17 protein-coding genes and 1 pseudogene are annotated in these 17,266 nt (G+C 72.6%); 10 read left to right on the top strand and 8 right to left on the bottom strand.

Going from position 1 to position 17,266, the window contains the following annotated elements; translation table 11 throughout:
• Nucleotides 1–29: 29 nt before the first annotated feature.
• Nucleotides 30–1,880 carry a tetratricopeptide repeat protein gene (locus C7C45_RS10600; RefSeq protein WP_110563462.1) on the bottom strand — a complete coding sequence of 617 codons (1,851 nt, stop codon included), beginning with the start codon at nucleotides 1,878–1,880 and terminating at the stop codon, nucleotides 30–32.
• A gap of 189 nt (nucleotides 1,881–2,069) precedes the next feature.
• On the opposite strand from C7C45_RS10600, the gene C7C45_RS10595 reads away from it, so the two are divergent.
• Nucleotides 2,070–3,101, top strand: a complete 1,032-nt coding sequence (locus tag C7C45_RS10595) for an SIS domain-containing protein (RefSeq protein ID WP_110563461.1) — start codon at nucleotides 2,070–2,072, stop codon at nucleotides 3,099–3,101.
• A 25-nt stretch (nucleotides 3,102–3,126) separates the two neighbouring features.
• The gene (locus tag C7C45_RS10590; RefSeq protein ID WP_110563460.1) at nucleotides 3,127–4,725 is read left to right on the top strand and encodes a PAS domain-containing sensor histidine kinase; all 1,599 of its coding nucleotides are present in this window, start codon (nucleotides 3,127–3,129) and stop codon (nucleotides 4,723–4,725) included.
• Nucleotides 4,726–4,934: 209 nt separating this feature from the next.
• Here the strand turns inward: C7C45_RS10590 and C7C45_RS10585 are convergent, their stop codons facing one another.
• On the bottom strand, nucleotides 4,935–6,443 hold the full coding sequence (locus C7C45_RS10585; RefSeq protein WP_110563459.1) for a glycosyltransferase family 39 protein: 1,509 nt from the start codon (nucleotides 6,441–6,443) through the stop codon (nucleotides 4,935–4,937).
• A gap of 484 nt (nucleotides 6,444–6,927) precedes the next feature.
• Between C7C45_RS10585 and C7C45_RS10580 the strand changes: the two genes are divergently transcribed.
• Genes C7C45_RS10580 through C7C45_RS10570 form a run of 4 tightly spaced genes read left to right on the top strand, consistent with a single transcriptional unit; the run spans nucleotide 6,928 to nucleotide 10,338 of the window.
• Nucleotides 6,928–8,640, top strand: a complete 1,713-nt coding sequence (locus C7C45_RS10580; protein ID WP_110563458.1) for a nitrite/sulfite reductase — start codon at nucleotides 6,928–6,930, stop codon at nucleotides 8,638–8,640.
• A complete protein-coding gene (locus tag C7C45_RS34000) occupies nucleotides 8,637–8,798 on the top strand; it encodes a hypothetical protein (protein ID WP_167393614.1) in 162 nt (53 codons plus the stop codon). Before C7C45_RS10580 ends, C7C45_RS34000 begins: the two co-directional genes overlap by 4 nt.
• Nucleotides 8,795–9,556, top strand: a complete 762-nt coding sequence (locus tag C7C45_RS10575; RefSeq protein WP_110563457.1) for a phosphoadenylyl-sulfate reductase — start codon at nucleotides 8,795–8,797, stop codon at nucleotides 9,554–9,556. The genes C7C45_RS34000 and C7C45_RS10575 overlap by 4 nt, the downstream gene beginning before the upstream one ends.
• Nucleotides 9,538–10,338 (top strand): sirohydrochlorin chelatase, encoded by an 801-nt coding sequence (locus C7C45_RS10570; protein ID WP_110563456.1) that lies wholly within the window; start codon nucleotides 9,538–9,540, stop codon nucleotides 10,336–10,338. Before C7C45_RS10575 ends, C7C45_RS10570 begins: the two co-directional genes overlap by 19 nt.
• Before the next feature lie 79 nt (nucleotides 10,339–10,417).
• On the opposite strand, the gene C7C45_RS10565 is transcribed toward C7C45_RS10570, so the two are convergent.
• Together C7C45_RS10565 and C7C45_RS10560 are read right to left on the bottom strand one after the other, a co-directional pair.
• Entirely contained in the window at nucleotides 10,418–10,675 is a 258-nt protein-coding gene (locus C7C45_RS10565; RefSeq protein ID WP_007072794.1) for a WhiB family transcriptional regulator, read from the bottom strand.
• A gap of 449 nt (nucleotides 10,676–11,124) precedes the next feature.
• On the bottom strand, nucleotides 11,125–12,075 hold the full coding sequence (locus C7C45_RS10560; RefSeq protein ID WP_110563455.1) for a diacylglycerol/lipid kinase family protein: 951 nt from the start codon (nucleotides 12,073–12,075) through the stop codon (nucleotides 11,125–11,127).
• 43 nt (nucleotides 12,076–12,118) lie between these two features.
• On the opposite strand from C7C45_RS10560, the gene C7C45_RS10555 reads away from it, so the two are divergent.
• Nucleotides 12,119–12,508 (top strand): hypothetical protein, encoded by a 390-nt coding sequence (locus C7C45_RS10555; protein ID WP_110563596.1) that lies wholly within the window; start codon nucleotides 12,119–12,121, stop codon nucleotides 12,506–12,508.
• Between the two features lie 24 nt (nucleotides 12,509–12,532).
• Here the strand turns inward: C7C45_RS10555 and C7C45_RS10550 are convergent, their stop codons facing one another.
• The 3 genes from C7C45_RS10550 to sodN are packed head-to-tail and all read right to left on the bottom strand — an operon-like array spanning nucleotide 12,533 to nucleotide 13,937.
• Nucleotides 12,533–12,937, bottom strand: a complete 405-nt coding sequence (locus tag C7C45_RS10550) for an ATP-binding protein (RefSeq protein ID WP_110563454.1) — start codon at nucleotides 12,935–12,937, stop codon at nucleotides 12,533–12,535.
• Nucleotides 12,934–13,536: a GNAT family N-acetyltransferase gene (locus C7C45_RS10545; protein ID WP_110563453.1), complete on the bottom strand. Its 603-nt coding sequence runs from the start codon at nucleotides 13,534–13,536 to the stop codon at nucleotides 12,934–12,936. Before C7C45_RS10545 ends, C7C45_RS10550 begins: the two co-directional genes overlap by 4 nt.
• Nucleotides 13,533–13,937 (bottom strand): superoxide dismutase, Ni, encoded by a 405-nt coding sequence (gene sodN, locus C7C45_RS10540; protein WP_110563452.1) that lies wholly within the window; start codon nucleotides 13,935–13,937, stop codon nucleotides 13,533–13,535. The genes C7C45_RS10545 and sodN overlap by 4 nt, the downstream gene beginning before the upstream one ends.
• An 84-nt stretch (nucleotides 13,938–14,021) precedes the next feature.
• Here sodN and C7C45_RS10535 point away from each other — a divergent pair, with 84 nt between their 5' ends.
• The 3 genes from C7C45_RS10535 (at nucleotide 14,022) to C7C45_RS10525 (ending at nucleotide 16,716) form a co-directional block, all read left to right on the top strand.
• On the top strand, nucleotides 14,022–14,372 hold the full coding sequence (locus C7C45_RS10535; RefSeq protein WP_244200323.1) for a S24/S26 family peptidase: 351 nt from the start codon (nucleotides 14,022–14,024) through the stop codon (nucleotides 14,370–14,372).
• A gap of 142 nt (nucleotides 14,373–14,514) precedes the next feature.
• Nucleotides 14,515–15,693 carry an NAD(P)-dependent malic enzyme gene (locus tag C7C45_RS10530; RefSeq protein ID WP_110563451.1) on the top strand — a complete coding sequence of 393 codons (1,179 nt, stop codon included), beginning with the start codon at nucleotides 14,515–14,517 and terminating at the stop codon, nucleotides 15,691–15,693.
• Between the two features lie 60 nt (nucleotides 15,694–15,753).
• Entirely contained in the window at nucleotides 15,754–16,716 is a 963-nt protein-coding gene (locus tag C7C45_RS10525; RefSeq protein WP_110563450.1) for a zinc-binding dehydrogenase, read from the top strand.
• A gap of 226 nt (nucleotides 16,717–16,942) precedes the next feature.
• Here C7C45_RS10525 and C7C45_RS10515 read toward each other — a convergent pair.
• Nucleotides 16,943–17,266: pseudogene (locus C7C45_RS10515) on the bottom strand (alpha/beta hydrolase family protein); the annotation flags it as partial.

Below are 17,266 nucleotides of genomic sequence, written 5' to 3'. Positions count from 1 at the left end.
GCACCCTTCCCCCGCGCCGCGCCAGCCCGTCAGGGCCGGCGCGGCGCGCTGCTGTTTTGGCGGGTCAGGCGTTGCCAGAGGCGGCGGAGGGGGTTGCGGGGGCGGGGGAGTTGGGAGGATCGCGTGTTGAGCAGTTCGGTGGCCAGTGCCGAGGTGGCCGGGTCCAGCTCCGGGGCGGCGAGCGCCAGGTGAGCCAGCGAGACGGCGATCGGGACCGGTCGGGCCCGAGCCACGGCTGCCGCGTCGGCGAGCCGGTCCGCCACCACCCGCGCCACGTCCGACCGTACCGAGGGATCCACCCAGGCGGCGGTGACCAGGGCGAACAGTGCTGCCTCGGTGACCCAGTCCTCGACGTCCCAGATCAGGTCGAGCAGCACGCGGCGCCGGGTCGACCCCTCCCACGGCTCGTCGGTGCGGTGGTGCAGCAGCCCCAGGCAGGCCCATACCTGCACACCCCGGACCCAGACCGACGGGTCGTGGGCGGCCAGCAGCCGACCCACCGCGTTGGCCGGCGCCGCCGGCGGGTGCACCAGCAGGCCGAGCAGGTCGGCAACGTCGAGGCCGGCCAGGCCCACCGCCGCGTCGTACGCCGCCGGTGGGTGCGGCCACGCCGGGTGCGCGATCTGCCCGATCCGTTCGACCGCCGTCGCCGAGGGTGCCGGCAGCGCGGGCGTGGGGACGTCGTCCACGTACTGCCACAACCGCTGGGCCGACGCGCGCCGGGGCTCGCGCGGGTCCGGCTCCAGCGTCCCGACGACGTCGATCCGCAGCCCGGGGGCGGTGGACGTCGCCGTCCGGACGGCACTCGGCGGTGCGGCGGCGGGTAGGCGGACGGCACCGCCGAGACCGTTGTCGTCATCGGCCACCGCCTGGCGCATCGCGTCGACAAGTGGGCCGTTGGCCGGGGTCAGTTGACCGAGCCAGGGCCGGCCCCGGCAGCACTGGGCCAGGTCGCCGTGTTCATGGCTGTCGTCGGGGTGGTCGCGGACGAAGTCGGCGAGCGCGACCAGGTGGGCCAGGTCGCCGTCGCGCAGGTGCCGCAGACGGTGGGCGGTGTGCACCGCGCAGTCGAACGACGGGTCCCGCGCCAACGCCCGCTCGGTCCACTCCAACGCCTCGTCCAGCCGGCCGATCTCGGCCAGGGTGCCGGCGATGTCCGCGTAGATCGCCAGGTCGTCGGGGTCCAGCTCCACGGCCCGACCGAGGGCCGCGAGGCCGTCGCGGGTCCGGCCCGCGCTGCGGTACGCGTACCCGAGCCAGACCTCGCCCATCTTCGACGGTTGTGCGCGTACCCCTCGGGTGGCCCAGCGGACCGCCAGTGCGACGTCACCGAGACGCCGGGCCAGCGCGGACGCCGCGCCCAGCAGCAGAGCGTGCTCGGGGTGGACGGTGACCGCGTTGTGGGCCAGCGTGAGGTACGGCGTGAGGGCGCCCCGGCCGGCCCGCGGCACCGGGTCGGGCAGCGCGGCGCAGACCTGCATGAGGACGCGGGCGATGTGCTCCGGGGCCAGCCGCTCGGCCAACTCGGGCGCGGTGACCCACGGAACGCCGGCCCACTGCGTGCCCGGCGCGTACGCGGTTGCCGCGGCCAGCAGCTCCAACCCTTCGGCGGGGCGGCCGGCGGTGGCGAGCAGATGGGCGCGGGCGACGACCGCCCCCACGAAGGTGTGGTGGTTGATCGGGAAGAGGTCGAGGCCGCCGCCGCTCGCCGCGGCCAACCGCGCGAGCGTCTCGTGCACCTCCGGGAGGGTGGGGGCCTGCGCCAACGCGCCGGCGAGGTGGCCGGCGGCGTGGTGCAGGTCGCCCTCGTCGAGTGCCAGCCGGGCCAGCGCCAGCTCCTCCGTCGCGGAGAGCGCGGGGTCGTCCGTTCCCTCGGGCACGTCGTCCTCTCGTCGCAGCCTAGACCGTGTGTGGCCGGCCAAGCGTAGTTGATATTGGGATCATTCGGTGATCGCCTGCGCACTCCTGCTCGTTCGATTGCTGAGATACGATAAAAAGTGCAAGACTGAGCAGGAATCGCGCGGCAATCGCGCAAGGGGGGAGTGTCCGTGACACGTGCAGGGGCTGGGATGGCCGCCGACATCGAGGAGCAGCCGGCCGGCTACGCGCGGCTGCTCTCCGCCGCCAACGCCACCGAGATCGCCCGGGTGGCGGCGGTGATCGCCGAGCGTCGGCCGCGGCACGTGGTCTTCACCGCCCGCGGCACCTCGGACCACGCGGCCCTCTATGGGGCGTATCTGACCGAGATCCGGCTCGGCCTGCCCGCCGGGCTCGCCTCGCCCAGCGCGGTCACCCTGTTCGGGGCCCGCCCCGACCTGTCCGACGCGCTGGTCGTCGGGGTCAGCCAGAGCGGCGGGTCACCCGACCTGGCCGAGGTGCTGCGCGCCGCCCGAGCGTCCGGGGCGCTGACCCTCGCGGTGACGAACGCGCCAGGGTCGCCGCTGGTCGACGTCGCCGAGTTGAGCATCGACATCGCCGCCGGGCACGAGCGGGCGGTGGCCGCCACCAAGACGTACACCGCCGAACTGCTCGCCCTGCTGATGCTGGTGGAGGGCGTCCGGGCCGGCGACGGCGTGCTCCCGGCGGCCGAACGCCAGGCGCTCGACGCCCTGCCCGAGCTGGCCGCCCGCACCCTGACCGACGGCACGCCGGCCCAGCTCGCGCCGCGCTACCGGTTCGCCCGCCAACTCGTCACCACCGGCCGGGGGTACGCCTACCCGACCGCGCGGGAGGCCGCGTTGAAGCTGATGGAGACCTCCTACCTGCCGGCGCTCGCCTTCTCCGGCGCCGACCTGCTGCACGGCCCGCTCGCGATGACCGACCCGGACGTGCCGGTGCTCGCCCTGGTCGGCTCCGGCCCCGGTGGACGGTCGATGGGCGAGGTGCTGCCCCGCCTCGGCGAACGCCGCGCCGACGTCGTGGTGGTCGGCTCCGCCGACGTGCCGGGTGCCACCCGGCTGGCGGTTCCCGAGGTCGACGAGCGGTACGCCCCGCTGCTGGACATCCTGCCGTTGCAGCGGTTGGCGCTGGCCCTGGCGCTCACGCGAGGTGAGGACCCGGACGCGCCGCGCGGGTTGAAGAAGGTCACCGCGACGATGTGAGGCCCGGCGTGGCACCCTGGTCACCGTGTCCACGCTGCGCGACCTCGCCGAGGAGCACACCCATCTCCGTCCGGCCGACATCGACCACCTGCACCGGATCGCCGGCGACTGGCAGTTGCTCTCCGATCTGTCCTTCGCTGACCTGCTGCTCTGGGTGCCGGTCGACGCCGACGGCACGTTTCTCTGCGTCGCCCAGGTCCGCCCGACCACCGCACCCACCGCCTACCAGGACGACCAGGTGGGACGGATCGTCGGCGGGTCGGAGGTGGCGCACCTGGGGGTGGCGTACTCCCAGGGCCGGATCTGGCGGGAGGGCGACCCGGTCTGGTACGGCGACGTTCCCGCCCGGCACGAGGCGATTCCGGTCCGTCTGCGAACCGCCGAGGGGGAGGCCGGAGAGGTCATCGCCGTGGTGGGCCGGGACACCAACCTCTCCACCGCGCGTACCCCCAGCCAGCTTGAGCTCAACTACCTGACCACGGCCGACGACCTGGCCCAGATGATCGCGGACGGCACCTTCCCGCCACCCCGGCACCCGGGTGAGACCACCTCCGCGCCCCGGGTCGGTGACGGCCTGGTGCGGCTGGACGCCGGCGGCAAGGTCACCTACGCGAGCCCGAACGCGCAGTCGGCGTACCGCCGGTTGGGTTACGCCTCCCATCTGGTGGGCGAGGACCTGGCCGCGCTGCACCGCCGGCTCGCCGGCGACCCGCTGGACGGCACCGAGGCGTCGAACGGCATCCTGGCCGCGCTGCGCGGTGAGGCGCCGCCCCGACGCGAGATCGACGCACGTGGCGCGACGATGCTCACCCGGGCGCTGCCACTGATGCCGGCCGGGGTGCCGATCGGCGCGCTCGTGCTGGTGCGGGACATCACCGAGGTTCGCCGCCGCGATCGGGCCCTGATCACCAAGGACGCCACGATCCGGGAGATCCACCACCGGGTGAAGAACAACCTCCAGACCGTTGCCGCGCTGCTGCGGTTGCAGGCCCGCCGGGTGGCCATGCCGGAGGCCCGGGTCGCCCTGGAGGAGTCGGTCCGCCGGGTCGCCTCGATCGCGCTGGTGCACGAGACGCTCTCCATGTCCAGCGACGAGGCGGTCGAGTTCGACGGCATCGTCGACCGGGTGGCCAGTGCCGCGACCGAGGTGGCCGCGACCGAGGTGAGCGTCGGCATGCGTCGGCGGGGCAGCTTCGGTGTGCTGCCGGCGGAGATCGCGACCTCGCTGGTGATGGTCCTCAACGAGCTGCTGCTCAACGCCGTCGAGCACGGCTTCCCGCCGGCCGACGAGGCGGACGACGAGCCCGCCTCCGCCGTGGCCGGCCCTGCATTCGTGCCGGCCGCCGTTGCGGAGGCCGACCCGTCGGTGCGGCCGGAGGTGGTGGTGTCGGCGCACCGGTTCCGCAAGATGCTGCATGTCTCGGTGACGGACAACGGGCGTGGGCTGCCGCCCGACTTCGACGCCGAACGCGGCAGCCGCCTCGGCCTGCAGATCGTCCGAGCCCTGGTCACCGGGGAGCTGCGCGGCACCATCGAGCTGCGCGCCGGTGCCAACGGCGGCACCGAGGCGATGCTTGTCGTCCCGCTCGCCCGCAACGCCCACGAAGGCCGCTCGCAGGCCTGACCGTCGCGCGCGGTGCGTTCGCCGTCCGGCAGGGCGGCGCGTCGCGCCCGAGGGGTCCTGTCGTTGTGAGCGATATACCTGTGGGTCATAGATATGACTCCCAGGTATATCGCCTACTGAGGGGACGGCGGTCTGACGATGGGCGGGGCAACCGGCCGCGGCTTCCGGCGGACCGCCGACTGACGGGTCCGAGGTGGCAACCGGGCGGGTCAGCGGTCGGGGCGGCTGGTCAGCAGCGCGACGGTCAGGCCGGGGCGCTGCCAGACCTGGGCGACGGTGAAGTCCGCGCGTAGCGCGTCGCCCTTGACCCCGGTCACGGCGGCCAGCGGCTCCGCGTGCCGGCCGGAGATGACCAGCCACACCCGTGTGGTACCGGCCAGGCACTGTGCCGGTTGTGGGCACTCGGCGGCCCACAGGTCACCCCGGCGGACCTCGTCCTCGGTGGCCAGCACGTCCCTTGGCGGGTCGTCGAGGTGGTACTCGATGCCGAGGTCGAGGAAGAGCCAGCTCTGCCGGGGCGAGTAGACCACCGCGTCGCCCGGCCGCTGACCGTCCGCGATCACCCGCGCCGCGCCCGCGTAGTCCACTGGTGCGCTGCGCGGCCACTCGTGGGTCCGCCGCAGCGCGGTCTGGTCGGGCAGGCCGAGCAGCCCGGCCAGGACCACCACGACGAGCGCGGCCGGCGCGGCCACCGCGGCCAGCGCCGCGCCCGCCAGTAGGCAGGCGAAGGGCACCACGAAGACCAGGTACCGGGGCACCCACAGCGCGACGACCGTGCCGGCGGCGAAGAGCAGCAACACGGGCAGCAGCACCGCGCTCACCGGCAGCAGGGCACGCCGCCCGAGCCGGGCCGCGCCGAGCGCGGCGACCCCGACCAGCAGGCCGCCCACCACGCTGCTCTGGGTCACGCCGCCGGGCAGGGCGGTGAGGTCGTCCAGTCGAGCCAGGTCGACCCAGTTCAGCTGCCGAGACCGCTGGGCCCGGGCCTTGAGCAACAGGGGAATGACCAGCAGCACGACCGGCACCACGGCGACCACCCACCGCCATACCCGCCGGTCCCGCTCAGCGCCGCCGTCAGCCGGGGCGGCGATGCCGGCCGCGACCGTGCCACGCCACCAGGCGAGCAGGACGATCAGCGCGTGCGCGGCGAGCAGGGTGAGAGCGATCAGGTGGATGAGTCCGAGAGCGGCGACGGCGGCCGCGTACCCGGCCCAACGGGCCCAGCTCGGCCGACGGAGCGCGCTCACCAGCAACAGGGTGGCGAGCACCGCGAGCATGGTGGCCAGCGCGTACGGGCGGGCCTCCTGCCCGTAGCGCGAGGTGCCGGGGAGCACCGCGAACAGCAGCCCGGCGAAGAGGCCGGTTCGTCGGTCGACGAGCCAGGCGCCGAGCACGGCGAGCAACCCGGCGGCCACGGTCATCGCCAGCACGGCCGGTACGCGGAGGGCGATCGTGGAGTCGCCGACGACCGCGGTCCAGCCGTGCATCAGCAGGTAGTACGGCCCGGTGGCGGCGTCGATGGTGCCGGCCAGCCGGGCCAGGTCGTGCGGTGACCGGGTGGCCGCGCTCCAGGTCGCCAACTCGTCGCGCCAGAGCTGGGCGGAGCCCAGCCCGGTCAGGGTCACCGCCAGGGTCAGCAGCGCCGGGGCAAGCCAGACCGGCAGGCGGCGCAGGTCGCCCCACGCCGCCCCGGTCGACTTCTCGGACAATCTGCCCACGGTCCGAGCCTGCCACGGCTATCCCGGTCGTGGGTGTCAGCTCGCGGCAGCCGGTGGACGCCAGGCGGGCATCGCGGGCCGGTCGCACCACCTCACCACGCTGCGGGACAACGGCCTGATCGCCGGCGTACGGCAGGGGCGGGTGGTGCGCTATGCCCGAACTGTCCTCGGTGACCAGCTGGTCGGCTAGCGTTCGGCCCGTGATGTGGGATCCCGCACGTGGACATTGGCCGGCCCCCATGCGGTGTGGCAGCATAGGCCCCATGACCGCCGCTGTCGTCCGCCGCTTCGTGGCCCGTCGCCACGTCGATTACGGCCGCGTGTTCAGCGCGATCTGTCCGGCCTACTGACGACGCCCGACCAATCCGTCTCGGGCGCGCTCCGCGCCGGCTGTCTGAAGACACCGTTGTCCCGCCCGCTTCGCCGGGCCGGCCGCCGCGCCCCGCGCACGCCCGAGGCACAGCAGACAACGGAGGACGCCCCGATGGCGGTCAGCAGCACCCCGGCCCGTCCCGAGGGCCCGACGGCCCGCCCGGCGCGGGCCCCGCGCCGCCCACGGGGTGAGGGTCAGTGGGCGCTCGGCCACCGCGAGCCGCTCAACCCCAACGAGCGGATCAAGAAGGACGACGACCCGCTGAACGTCCGGGCCCGCATCGAGACCATCTACGCCCACCGCGGCTTCGCCTCCATCGACCCGCAGGATCTGCGCGGCCGTTTCCGCTGGTGGGGCCTCTACACCCAGCGCAAGGCGGGCATCGACGGCGGGCGCACGGCCGTGCTGGAGCCGCACGAGCTGGAGGACGAGTTCTTCATGCTCCGGGTCCGCATCGACGGCGGCCAGCTCAGCCTGGCCCAGTTGCGGGTGATCGCGGACATCTCCCGGGAGTTCGCGCGGGACACCGCCGACATCACCGACCGGCAGAACATCCAGTACCACTGGATCCGGGTCGAGGACATGCCGGAGATCTGGCGCCGGCTGGAGTCGGTCGGCCTGCAGACCACCGAGGCGTGTGGCGACTGCCCGCGGATCGTGCTGGGCAGCCCGGTCGCCGGGGTGGCCCGCGACGAGATCCTCGACCCGACCCCGGCGATCGACGAGATCGTCGCCCGGTACGTCGGGGACAAGCAGTTCTCCAACCTCCCCCGCAAGTTCAAGACGTCGATCTCCTGGCTGGTCGACACCCCGTACGAGTCGAACGACATCGCCTTCCTCGGCGTCGACCACCCCGAGCACGGCCCGGGTTTCGACGTCTGGGTCGGTGGGGGTCTCTCCACCAACCCGATGCTCGCCCAGCGGCTCGGCGTCTGGGTGCCGCTGGCCGAGGTGCCCGACGTGTGGGCCGGGGTGGTCGGGATCTTCCGCGACTACGGCTACCGGCGGCTGCGCAACCGGGCCCGGCTGAAGTTCCTGGTGGCCGACTGGGGCGTGGAGCGCTTCCGCGAGGTCCTGGAGAAGGACTATCTCGGCCGGACGCTGCTCGACGGCCCGGCGCCGACCCTGCCGTCCAAGCCGGTCGACCACGTGGGCGTGCACGAGCAGGCCGACGGGCGGCACTACGTGGGCGCGGCCCCGGTGGTCGGGCGGGTCTCCGGCAAGCAGCTCGCCCAACTGGCCGACGTGGTCGAGGCGCACGGCAGTGACCGGGTGCGACTCACCCCGTACCAGAAGCTGCTGGTGCTCGACGTGCCGTCGGAGCGGACGGAGTCGCTTGTCGACGCGCTGCGCGGCATCGGCTTGGAGGCCCGGCCCTCGGCGTGGCGGCGCGGCACGATGGCCTGCACCGGCATCGAGTACTGCAAGTTGGCCATCGTCGAGACGAAGGCCCGCGGTGAGGAGTTGGTGGCCCGGCTGGAGCAGCGGCTGCGTGACTTCGACGCGGACATCTCGATCCACATCAACGGCTGCCCGAACGCGTGCGCCCGCACCCAGGTGGCCGACATCGGGCTCAAGGGCCAGCTGGTGGTCGGCCCGGACGGTCGGCAGGTGGAGGGTTTCCAGGTGCACCTGGGCGGCGGGCTGGGCATGGCCCAGGGGCAGACCGCCGGTTTCGGCCGCAAGCTACGCGGTCTGAAGACCACCGCCGAGGAGCTTCCGGAGTACGTGGAGCGGCTGGCCCGCCGATACCTGGCCGGTCGGAGCGAGGGCGAGACGTTCGCCAACTGGGTGATCAGAGTCGACGAGGAGGAACTGCGGTGAGCAGCGAGAACCGAGCGGCACCTCTGTACTGCCCGTACTGCGGGGAGGAAGACCTGCGGCCGCACGAGGCGGGGCACGGCGCCTGGGAGTGCCACGCCTGCACCCGGGTCTTCTCGGTGAAGTTCACCGGGCTGCTCTCGCGGGCGGTGACCCGATGAGCCTCGTCTCCGCCACCGGCCTGGGCCTGGTCGGTCCGGGTGGTCCGACGCCGGCCGATCCGGCCCGGCGCAACCCGGACGAGCTGCGGTCGCTGGCCGAGCAGGCGGCTCGCGACCTGGAGGGCGCCCCGGCGCTGGAGATCGCCCGCTGGGCGGCGCAGACCTTCGGCGACCGGTTCTGCGTCACCAGTTCGATGGCCGATGCCGTGCTGGCCCACCTGGTGTCCCGGGTGGCCCCGGGGGTGGACGTGGTCTTCCTCGACACCGGCCTGCACTTCCCCGAGACGCTACGGGTGCGCGACGAGGTCGCCCGGACGCTCCCGGTGAACGTCCGGTCGATCCGGCCCCGGCTCACCGTCGGCCAGCAGGACGGCCAGTACGGCCCCCGGCTGTTCAACAAGTCGCCGGACGACTGCTGTCAGCTCCGCAAGGTGGAGCCGCTGGAGCGGGCACTGACCGGGTACGACGCCTGGGCCGCGGGTCTGCGTCGGGACGAGTCACCCAGCCGGGCCAACACCCCGGTGGTGACCTTCGACGCGCGGCGCGGCAAGGTCAAGGTCAACCCGATCGCGGCGTGGTCCCAGGGGGATGTGGACGCCTACATCGCCCGCTTCAACGTGCCGGTCAACGAGCTGTTCAAGCAGGGCTACGGGTCGATCGGCTGCTGGCCGTGCACACGCCGGACCAAGGCCGGCGAGGACCCGCGGGCCGGCCGGTGGGCCATGTTCGAGAAGACCGAGTGCGGGCTGCACGTCTGACCTCCGCGGCGGCGACCCCCACCGGCCCCGGGGCGGACCCGGTGGTGCTGGTCGCGCACGGCAGCCGTGATCCACGAGCGGCAGATGCGACCCGGGCGCTGGCCGAGGCCGTGTCGGCCGCTCGGCCGGGCACACCGGTGTGGGCGAGCTGGCTGGACCACACCGAGCCGGGGCCGACCGAGGTGCTGCGCGACCTGGCGGTGGCCGGTCACCGTCGGGCGGTGCTGGTGCCGCTGCTGCTGACCGCCGCGTACCACCATCGGGTGGACATCCCGGCGGCGGTCGCCGCGGCGGCGCAGGCCGGGCCACCGCTGGCGGTACGGGTGACCGACGTGCTCGGCCCGGCGGACGGAACGGTCGACCCTGGGCTGCTGGCCGGGCTGCGTCGTCGACTCGGTGAGGCGCAGCCGGGCCGGTTCGACGCGCTGGTGTTGGCCGCGGCGGGCACCCGGGACGCGCGGGCCCGGCGCTCGGTGGGCCAGGTCGCGGATGCGCTGGGGGTGGAGTTCGGGGTGCCCTGCCGGGTGGCGTACGCGTCGGCGGCTCCACCGGCGACCGGCGTGGCGGTGTCCCGGCTACGGGCGGCCGGCGCAGGCCGGGTCGCGGTGTCCGCGTACTTCCTGGCGCCGGGTCTGTTCCACGACGCGGTGACCGAGGCTGCCTGCGCGGCCGGCGCGGTGGCGGTCGCCGCGCCGTTGACCGACGCACCGGAGGTGGTCGGGTTGGTGCTGCGCCGGGTCGATGACCAGCCAGGTGGGCGCGGAGCGACACCGGCAGGGTGACGGCGCGCTGATCCTGTGCCGGGCAGCGGAACGCCCCGGCGGGCGAACCCACCGGGGCGTACAGCTGTGTCGTTGGGGATCAGGCGGAGTGAGCGCGCAGCACCCGGAGGCCGCCGCGCCGCTTGACAGCGCGCCGCTCCTCCTCGCTCATTCCGCCCCAGACGCCGGCGTCCTGACCAGACTCGAGTGCCCACTGCAGGCACTGGTCGGTCACGGAGCAGCGCCTGCAGACGGCCTTGGCCTGCTCGACCTGCAGGAGAGCCGGTCCGGACGTCCCGATCGGGAAGAACAGTTCCGGGTCCTCGTCGCGGCAGACAGCATGGTGACGCCAGTCCATGGCGGCAACACTCCTCATTCTGGATGGGTGGCAACAATTGCTTGGTCGTGCTTTTCCTATATGCATCCGCAGTGCCGATGGTGACAGTTAGCGTTCGTCCATTCGGCAGTGCGTGAGCAGGCGGTTAGCGCCGGGGACCTGCTGGAACAGCTCAACCTGACGAGCATATCCAGGCAATGTCCCGGTAACTCAAGTTCGCTTGTGAATACTTTCACGAACAGTCGTGATGTCAAGGGTGACGCTCGGAAAAACTCCGGGCGGTGAGCAAGCCCACAACCCATTTGTCCGGGTTCCAGTGCTTTCCTGGTTACCCGCCGTGCCACAGCCGAGGATCAATATAGTACAGTCCGCGTGACATTGCTGACATTTCCGGCACCTACCCCTCGGTGTGGCGGTGACCGGCCGAAGCGGCTGCGGTCACCGTGTCGACCAAGGGCAGTACCCGAGACCTAGCAGATTACTCTCAGTGCGGCGGGAACGGAGGTGAATCTGACTTTCTCCCGCTCGCCAAGATAGTCGCCGTCCAGCTGGAACGCCTGTGGGCGGCTGGAGAGCAGCGTGAACTCCGCTGTGTCATGGAGTCGTAACACCTGACGACCGCGCGGATCCGGCTGCCGGGACAGGAACTGAGTCACTGTCCGTGTTGTGCTAGCCACCCGGAGCTGACGCAACGCCAGCACATCCAGCCCGAGGTCGAACGACGCCGCCGGGTTCGGGTTGACCTCCCGGTCGCCCAGGTACGTCCACGGCGCCGTGTTCTGGATGATGACGGTGGCGAGTTCAGCCTCCGCCGGCTCACCCGGACGCTCCAGGACGATCGCCGGATGGCGTCGGTCCGAGGCGAAGAAGTACTGGTTCATGATCGAGCGCAGATAGAGCGACGGCGTGGACACCCGACCCTTCCGCCGGGCCTGCTCCACCCGGTGGATCACGGCCGCGTCCACGCCGAACCCCGCGCAGAAGGTGAAGTAGCGGTCGTCCGCGCGACCCAGCCCGACCGTTCGGCTCCGGCCCAGCCGCAACCCTTCGAGGATCATGCTGGTCGCATCCGGCCACTCCCGGGGCAGGCCCAGCGCACGGGCGAACACGTTTGTCGAGCCGCCCGGCACGGTCGCCAGCGCGGGCAGCCGCTCGGCCATCGTGGCACCGTCGGCGCCCAGCGGCGGGTCGGCCGTCATCAGACCGTTCACCACCTCGTTCACGGTGCCGTCGCCACCCAGGGTGACGACCAGGTCGGCGCCCTCCGCAGCGGCCTCCCGGGCCAACGCCATGGCGTGCCCACGCCGACGGGTGTAGCGCACGCTGAGGTCGACTTCGCTGCGCAGCGCCCGGACAAGCACGTCCCGGCTGCGTTCGCTGGTGGTGGTGGCCTTCGGATTGACCACCAGGACGGCCCGCATGGGCGGCACTGTACCTCTCGGTAGCCCGGGTATCGTGGCGCGCGTGACCATCGACTCGGCCCCGTTGCCCGTCACGCTCCGCTGGGCGGTCCGGCTGCTGTGGGCGGAAGCGGCAGTCGTCGGGCTGCTCGCGGCCTGGCTGGTCTGGGCCGACCTCACGGCCACCACCACCGATCTGGCGTCGGCGCTGCTGGTGACCGCCTTCGCCGCCGGGGCGGCGGTCGCGCTCTGGGCGCTGGGCCGTGCGCTGCTGCGCCGTAAGGCGGGCGCTCGGGCCCCCGCGATCGTGCTCCAGCTGATGCTGCTGCCGATCGGCTGGTTCATGATCCAGGCGGGGCTCGGCTGGCTGGGTGTGCCGTTGATGGCCCTCGGTCTGGGCGTGGGCTGGCTGCTGGTCAGCCCTCCGACGACCCGGGCCCTCGGCTTCGAGTGAGGCTGCCGGCGTGCGCCGGGTTGGTCAGTAGCCGCCGGAGCGTCGGGTGAGCAGCGCGATCGTGGCTCGACCCTCGGCGGCGGTGGCGGATGCCGAGGTGGTCAGCGCGGTGAGCACCTTCCAGGCGAAGGACGACTCGGCGGGCAGTGTGGCGCCACGCACGGTCGGCACGGTCACCTCGACGGTCAACGCGTCCTCGGTGACCGCGAAACGGCACTCCAACTCGGCGTCCCGGGTGGCGATGGCGAGCAGCATGGCGCACGCCTCGTCGACCGCGATCCGCAGATCCTCGATCTCGTCGAGCGCGAACTGCAACCGGGCCGCGAGACCTGCGGTGGCGGTACGGAGCACGCCGAGGTAACCGCCGTCGGCGGGCACCGTGAGGTGCACCACGTCGTCGGTCACTGGCTGGCCAGTCAGTTGAGTCACGCCTCATCCCCCCGGTCGGGGACTCTACCCGGTCGGTCGCCGGTACGCGTGCCGACGACGCTGGCCTGATCGGCCAGTTGGCGCAGCGCGTCGCCGCTGAGGCGGTAGGGAACCCACTCGCTCATCTGCTGCGCGCCGATCGAGGCGTAGAACCCGGCGGCCGGGTTCCAGTCGATCATCCACCACTCCAGCCGCCGATAGCCGCGTCGTACGCAGATGTCGGCCAGGGTGGCGAGCAGCAGCCGACCGGCCCCGGTGCCACGGGCGGCCGGGGAGACGTAGAGGTCCTCCAGGTAGATGCCGTGCACGCCGGCCCAGGTGGAGAAGTTGAGGAACCACAGCGCGAAGCCGATCGGCTCGTCGTGCTCGTCGACCGCGACGTGACCGAAGAGCGCCGGAGCCGCCGCCGGACTCGACGCGTCCGACGCCGTGCCGCGGTCTGGAGCAGCCGGAAACAGGGCCGTGGCCAACTGCTCGACGGTCAGCTGGCACTGGTCGGGGGCACGTTCGTACTCCGCCAGCTCGTGCACCATGGCGACGACGGCCGGCACGTCCTCGGGACGTGCCGGCCGGATCGTCGGAATGACCGGTGCGGTCACGCCTTCTTGGTCTCCCAGAAGATCTTCGAGATCTCGTCGATCTTCGCGAGCAGCTTGTCGGCGGTGGCCGGGTCGAGGCTGCCCTTGACGCCACCGGCGCCGGCGAGCTTGGTGGCCTCGTTGAACAGGCTGTGCAGGTTCGGGTACTTCTCGAAGTGCGGCGGCTTGAAGTAGTCGGTCCACAGCACCCAGAGGTGGTGCTTGACCAGCTCGGCGCGCTGCTCCTTGATGATGACAGCGCGGGTGCGGAACTCCGGGTCGGTGTTCGCCTGGTACTTCTCGCAGATCATTTTGACCGACTCGGCCTCGATCCGGGCCTGGGCCGGGTCGTAGACACCGCACGGCAGGTCGCAGTGAGCGCTCGCGGTGACGCGGGGCGCAAGGATGCGGGGAAATCGCATCGGGATCCTCCATGGGAAGTTTGCGATGATCAAAGGCGACATTACTCCTGGGAATGCTCCCCGGATGGGGTGGAGGTGAAACCAGTGGGAACCGATCACCCGGCTGAGGCACCGCGATTGCGGGGGCCGCTGACCGCCGTCCTGGTGACCGGTCCGTCCATGGCACCGACGCTGCGGCACGGTGACGCGGTGCTGGTGCGCCCCGGGGGCCGCCCGATCCGACCCGGGGACGTGGTGGTCGCGGTCTTCCGGACCCGTCCGGAACTGCTGGTGGTGAAGCGTGCGGTCCGGCAACAGGACGGCGGCTGGTGGCTGCGCGGGGACAACGACCTGGTCACCGATGACTCCCGGGCGTACGGGGTGGCCGACGTGCGGGCGCGGGTGGTGGCCCGCTACTGGCCGCGTCCCGGCCGGGTACGTCGTCGCCGGTTATGACCCCGCTCACATCCGCAGGGCAGGGTCGACACTATGCTCGGAAGTGCCCGGGTGACCCCCTGCACCGCGTGCCACCGCTCGCCGCCCACTCCGCGGCAGGGCCGGCCGCCCCATCTGCTCGACAGATCCTGGAGTCACCACCATGTCTTCGTCCACCGTGGACCCCGCCGATCCCGTCTTCCTGCTGCACCGGGGCGGCAAGATGGCCGTCACCTCGACCGTGCCGCTCACCAGCCGGGAAGATCTCTCCCTGGCGTACACCCCGGGGGTGGCCCGGGTGTGTGAGGCGATCGCCGCCGATCCCAGCCTGGTGGACGAGTACACCTGGGTGTCGCACACGGTCGCGGTGGTCACCGACGGCTCGGCGGTGCTCGGGCTCGGCAACATCGGCCCACGCGCCGCGCTGCCGGTGATGGAGGGCAAGGCGGTGCTGTTCAAGCAGTTCGCCGGGGTGGACGCTGTGCCGGTCTGCCTGGACACCCAGGACGTCGACGAGATCGTCGCCGTGGTGCGGGCGCTGGCCCCCTCGTTCGGTGGGATCAACCTGGAGGACATCAGCGCGCCGCGCTGCTTCGAGGTGGAGCGACGGCTCGACGAGGCGCTGGACATTCCGGTCTTCCACGACGACCAGCACGGCACCGCGATCGTGGTGCTCGCCGCGCTGCGCAACGCCGCGACCCTGCTCAACCGCAAGCTCGGTGACCTGCGGGTGGCGGTGAGCGGCGCGGGCGCAGCCGGGGTGGCGGTGACGAAGATGCTGGTCGCCGGGGGTGTCAACCCTGACCAGGTGGTGGTCTGCGACTCCCGGGGCATCATCGGCCGGCACCGCACCGAACTGACCGGCACCAAGGCCGAGCTGGCGGAGATCACCAACGCGGACGGCCGCCGCGGCGACATCACCGAGGCGCTGCGTGACGCGGACGTCCTGATCGGGGTCTCCGGCGGGCAGATCCCCGAGAGCGCGGTCGCTGGAATGGCACCGGGCGGGATCGTGTTCGCGCTGGCCAACCCGACCCCGGAGGTGCACCCCGAGGTCGCCGCCCGGCACGTCGCGGTGGTCGCCACCGGGCGCAGTGACTACCCCAACCAGATCAACAACGTGCTGGCGTTCCCGGGGGTGTTCCGCGGTGCGTTGGACGCCGGCGCCACCCGGATCACCGAGGCGATGAAGGTCGCCGCCGCGGACGCCATCGCCGGGGTGGTGGCCGAGTCGTTGACCGCCGACGCGATCGTCCCCTCGCCGCTCGACCCGCGCGTCGCGCCGGCCGTCGCCGCGGCGGTCGCCGAGGCCGCCCGCCGCGACGGCGTCGCCCGCCGCTAGCGACGGACACCGGGGGCCGGGCGGCCGGGCACCTTCTTAACGGGCGCTCAGCTTGTTACCGTGCCGATCATGCGTGCCGCCTTCGCCTCCAGCTTCGACGACGCCGATCCGCTCGCCGCCCTCACCGTCGGTGAGCGGCCCGAGCCGACCCACCCGGCCGACGACTGGGTGACCGTGCAGTTGCGGGCCACCTCGCTCAACCACCACGACCTCTGGTCATTGCGCGGAGTGGGGCTCACCAAGGCCCAGCTGCCGATGATCCTCGGCTGCGACGCGGTCGGCGTCGACCCGGAGGGGCACCCGGTGGTCGTGTACCCGGTGGTGGTCACCGCTGGTGACCCGCGCGGGGTCTCCATCCTCTCCGAGCACTTCGCCGGGACCCTCGCCGAGCGGGTCGCCGTACCCCGATCGAACCTGATCCCGTTGCCCGACGGCATGACGGCCACCGACGCGGCGTGCCTGCCCACGGCCTGGCTGACCGCGTGGCGGATGCTGACCACCAAGGGCCGCGTCGCGGACGCCGACAGCGTGCTGGTCCAGGGCGCGGGCGGTGGCGTCGCCACCGCGGCCGTCGCGCTCGCCGTCGCCATGGGCAAGCGGGTGTACGCCACCAGTCGCGACGCCGCCAAGCGGGAGCGGATCTCGGCCCTCGGCGCTACCGCCGTGGAACCCGGTGCCCGGCTGCCGGAACGGGTCGACGTGGTGATCGAGACGGTTGGCGCGGCCACCTTCGACCACTCGCTGAAGTCGGCCGCGCCGATGGCCCGGATCGTGGTCTCCGGCGCGACCGCCGGGCACGAGCCGGCGATCAACCTGCGCCGGGTCTTCGCGATGCAGCTGGAGATCCTGGGCACCTCGATGGGCACTCCCGGCGAGCTGTACGAGTTGTTGGCGTTCTGCTCCGACAACGAGGTGCGCCCGGTGGTGGACTCGGTCGTCCCGTTCAGCCGGGTCGAGGACGCCTTCGCCCGCCTGCACTCAGGCGACGCCTTCGGCAAGGTCGTCATCGACCACACCGCCTGACCCGCCCGCCCCCCCCCCCCCCCCCCCCCCCCCCCCCCCCCGCCCCCCCCCCCCCCCCCCCCCCGCCCCCCCCCCGCCCCGCCCCCCCGCCCCGCGCCCCGCCCGCCCCGCGCCCCGCGCCCCGCGCCCCGCGCGCAAGATCCGCACAACATCATGGAAACAGTGGCCTCAGCGTCGCGGGAGGCCACTGTTTCCTGGATGTTGTGCGGATCTGGACGCGCGCGGCTCAGAGGTGATCGTCGAAGGTGGCGATGTCGCCACGCGTCGCGTCGGTGTGGATGCGCTTCTTGGCCGCCGCGTCGCCGTAGAGCGACCAGCGGAGGAACTCGACGGACGTGTCCGAGACGACCCGCAGTGTCGCGCCATCACTGAGCAGAGCCCGCCCGTGGTCGCCCTTTGGCAGGCTCAGCATCGCCTTCGGCCAGGGCACCTTGTCGTACGCGGCCTTACCCGCCGCGTAGTTGACCACCTCGTCCAACTCTCCGTGCACGAACAGTTGCGGCGCGGACGCGCCGGCGAACGCGGTACCCACGCCGAGCGCCGTGCCGGC

The organism is Micromonospora arborensis, from assembly GCF_003205615.1.
GTDB lineage: Bacteria > Actinomycetota > Actinomycetes > Mycobacteriales > Micromonosporaceae > Micromonospora > Micromonospora arborensis.
Note: the sequence above shows the minus strand (reverse complement) of the source record. Positions and strands in the feature narration are given on the sequence as shown.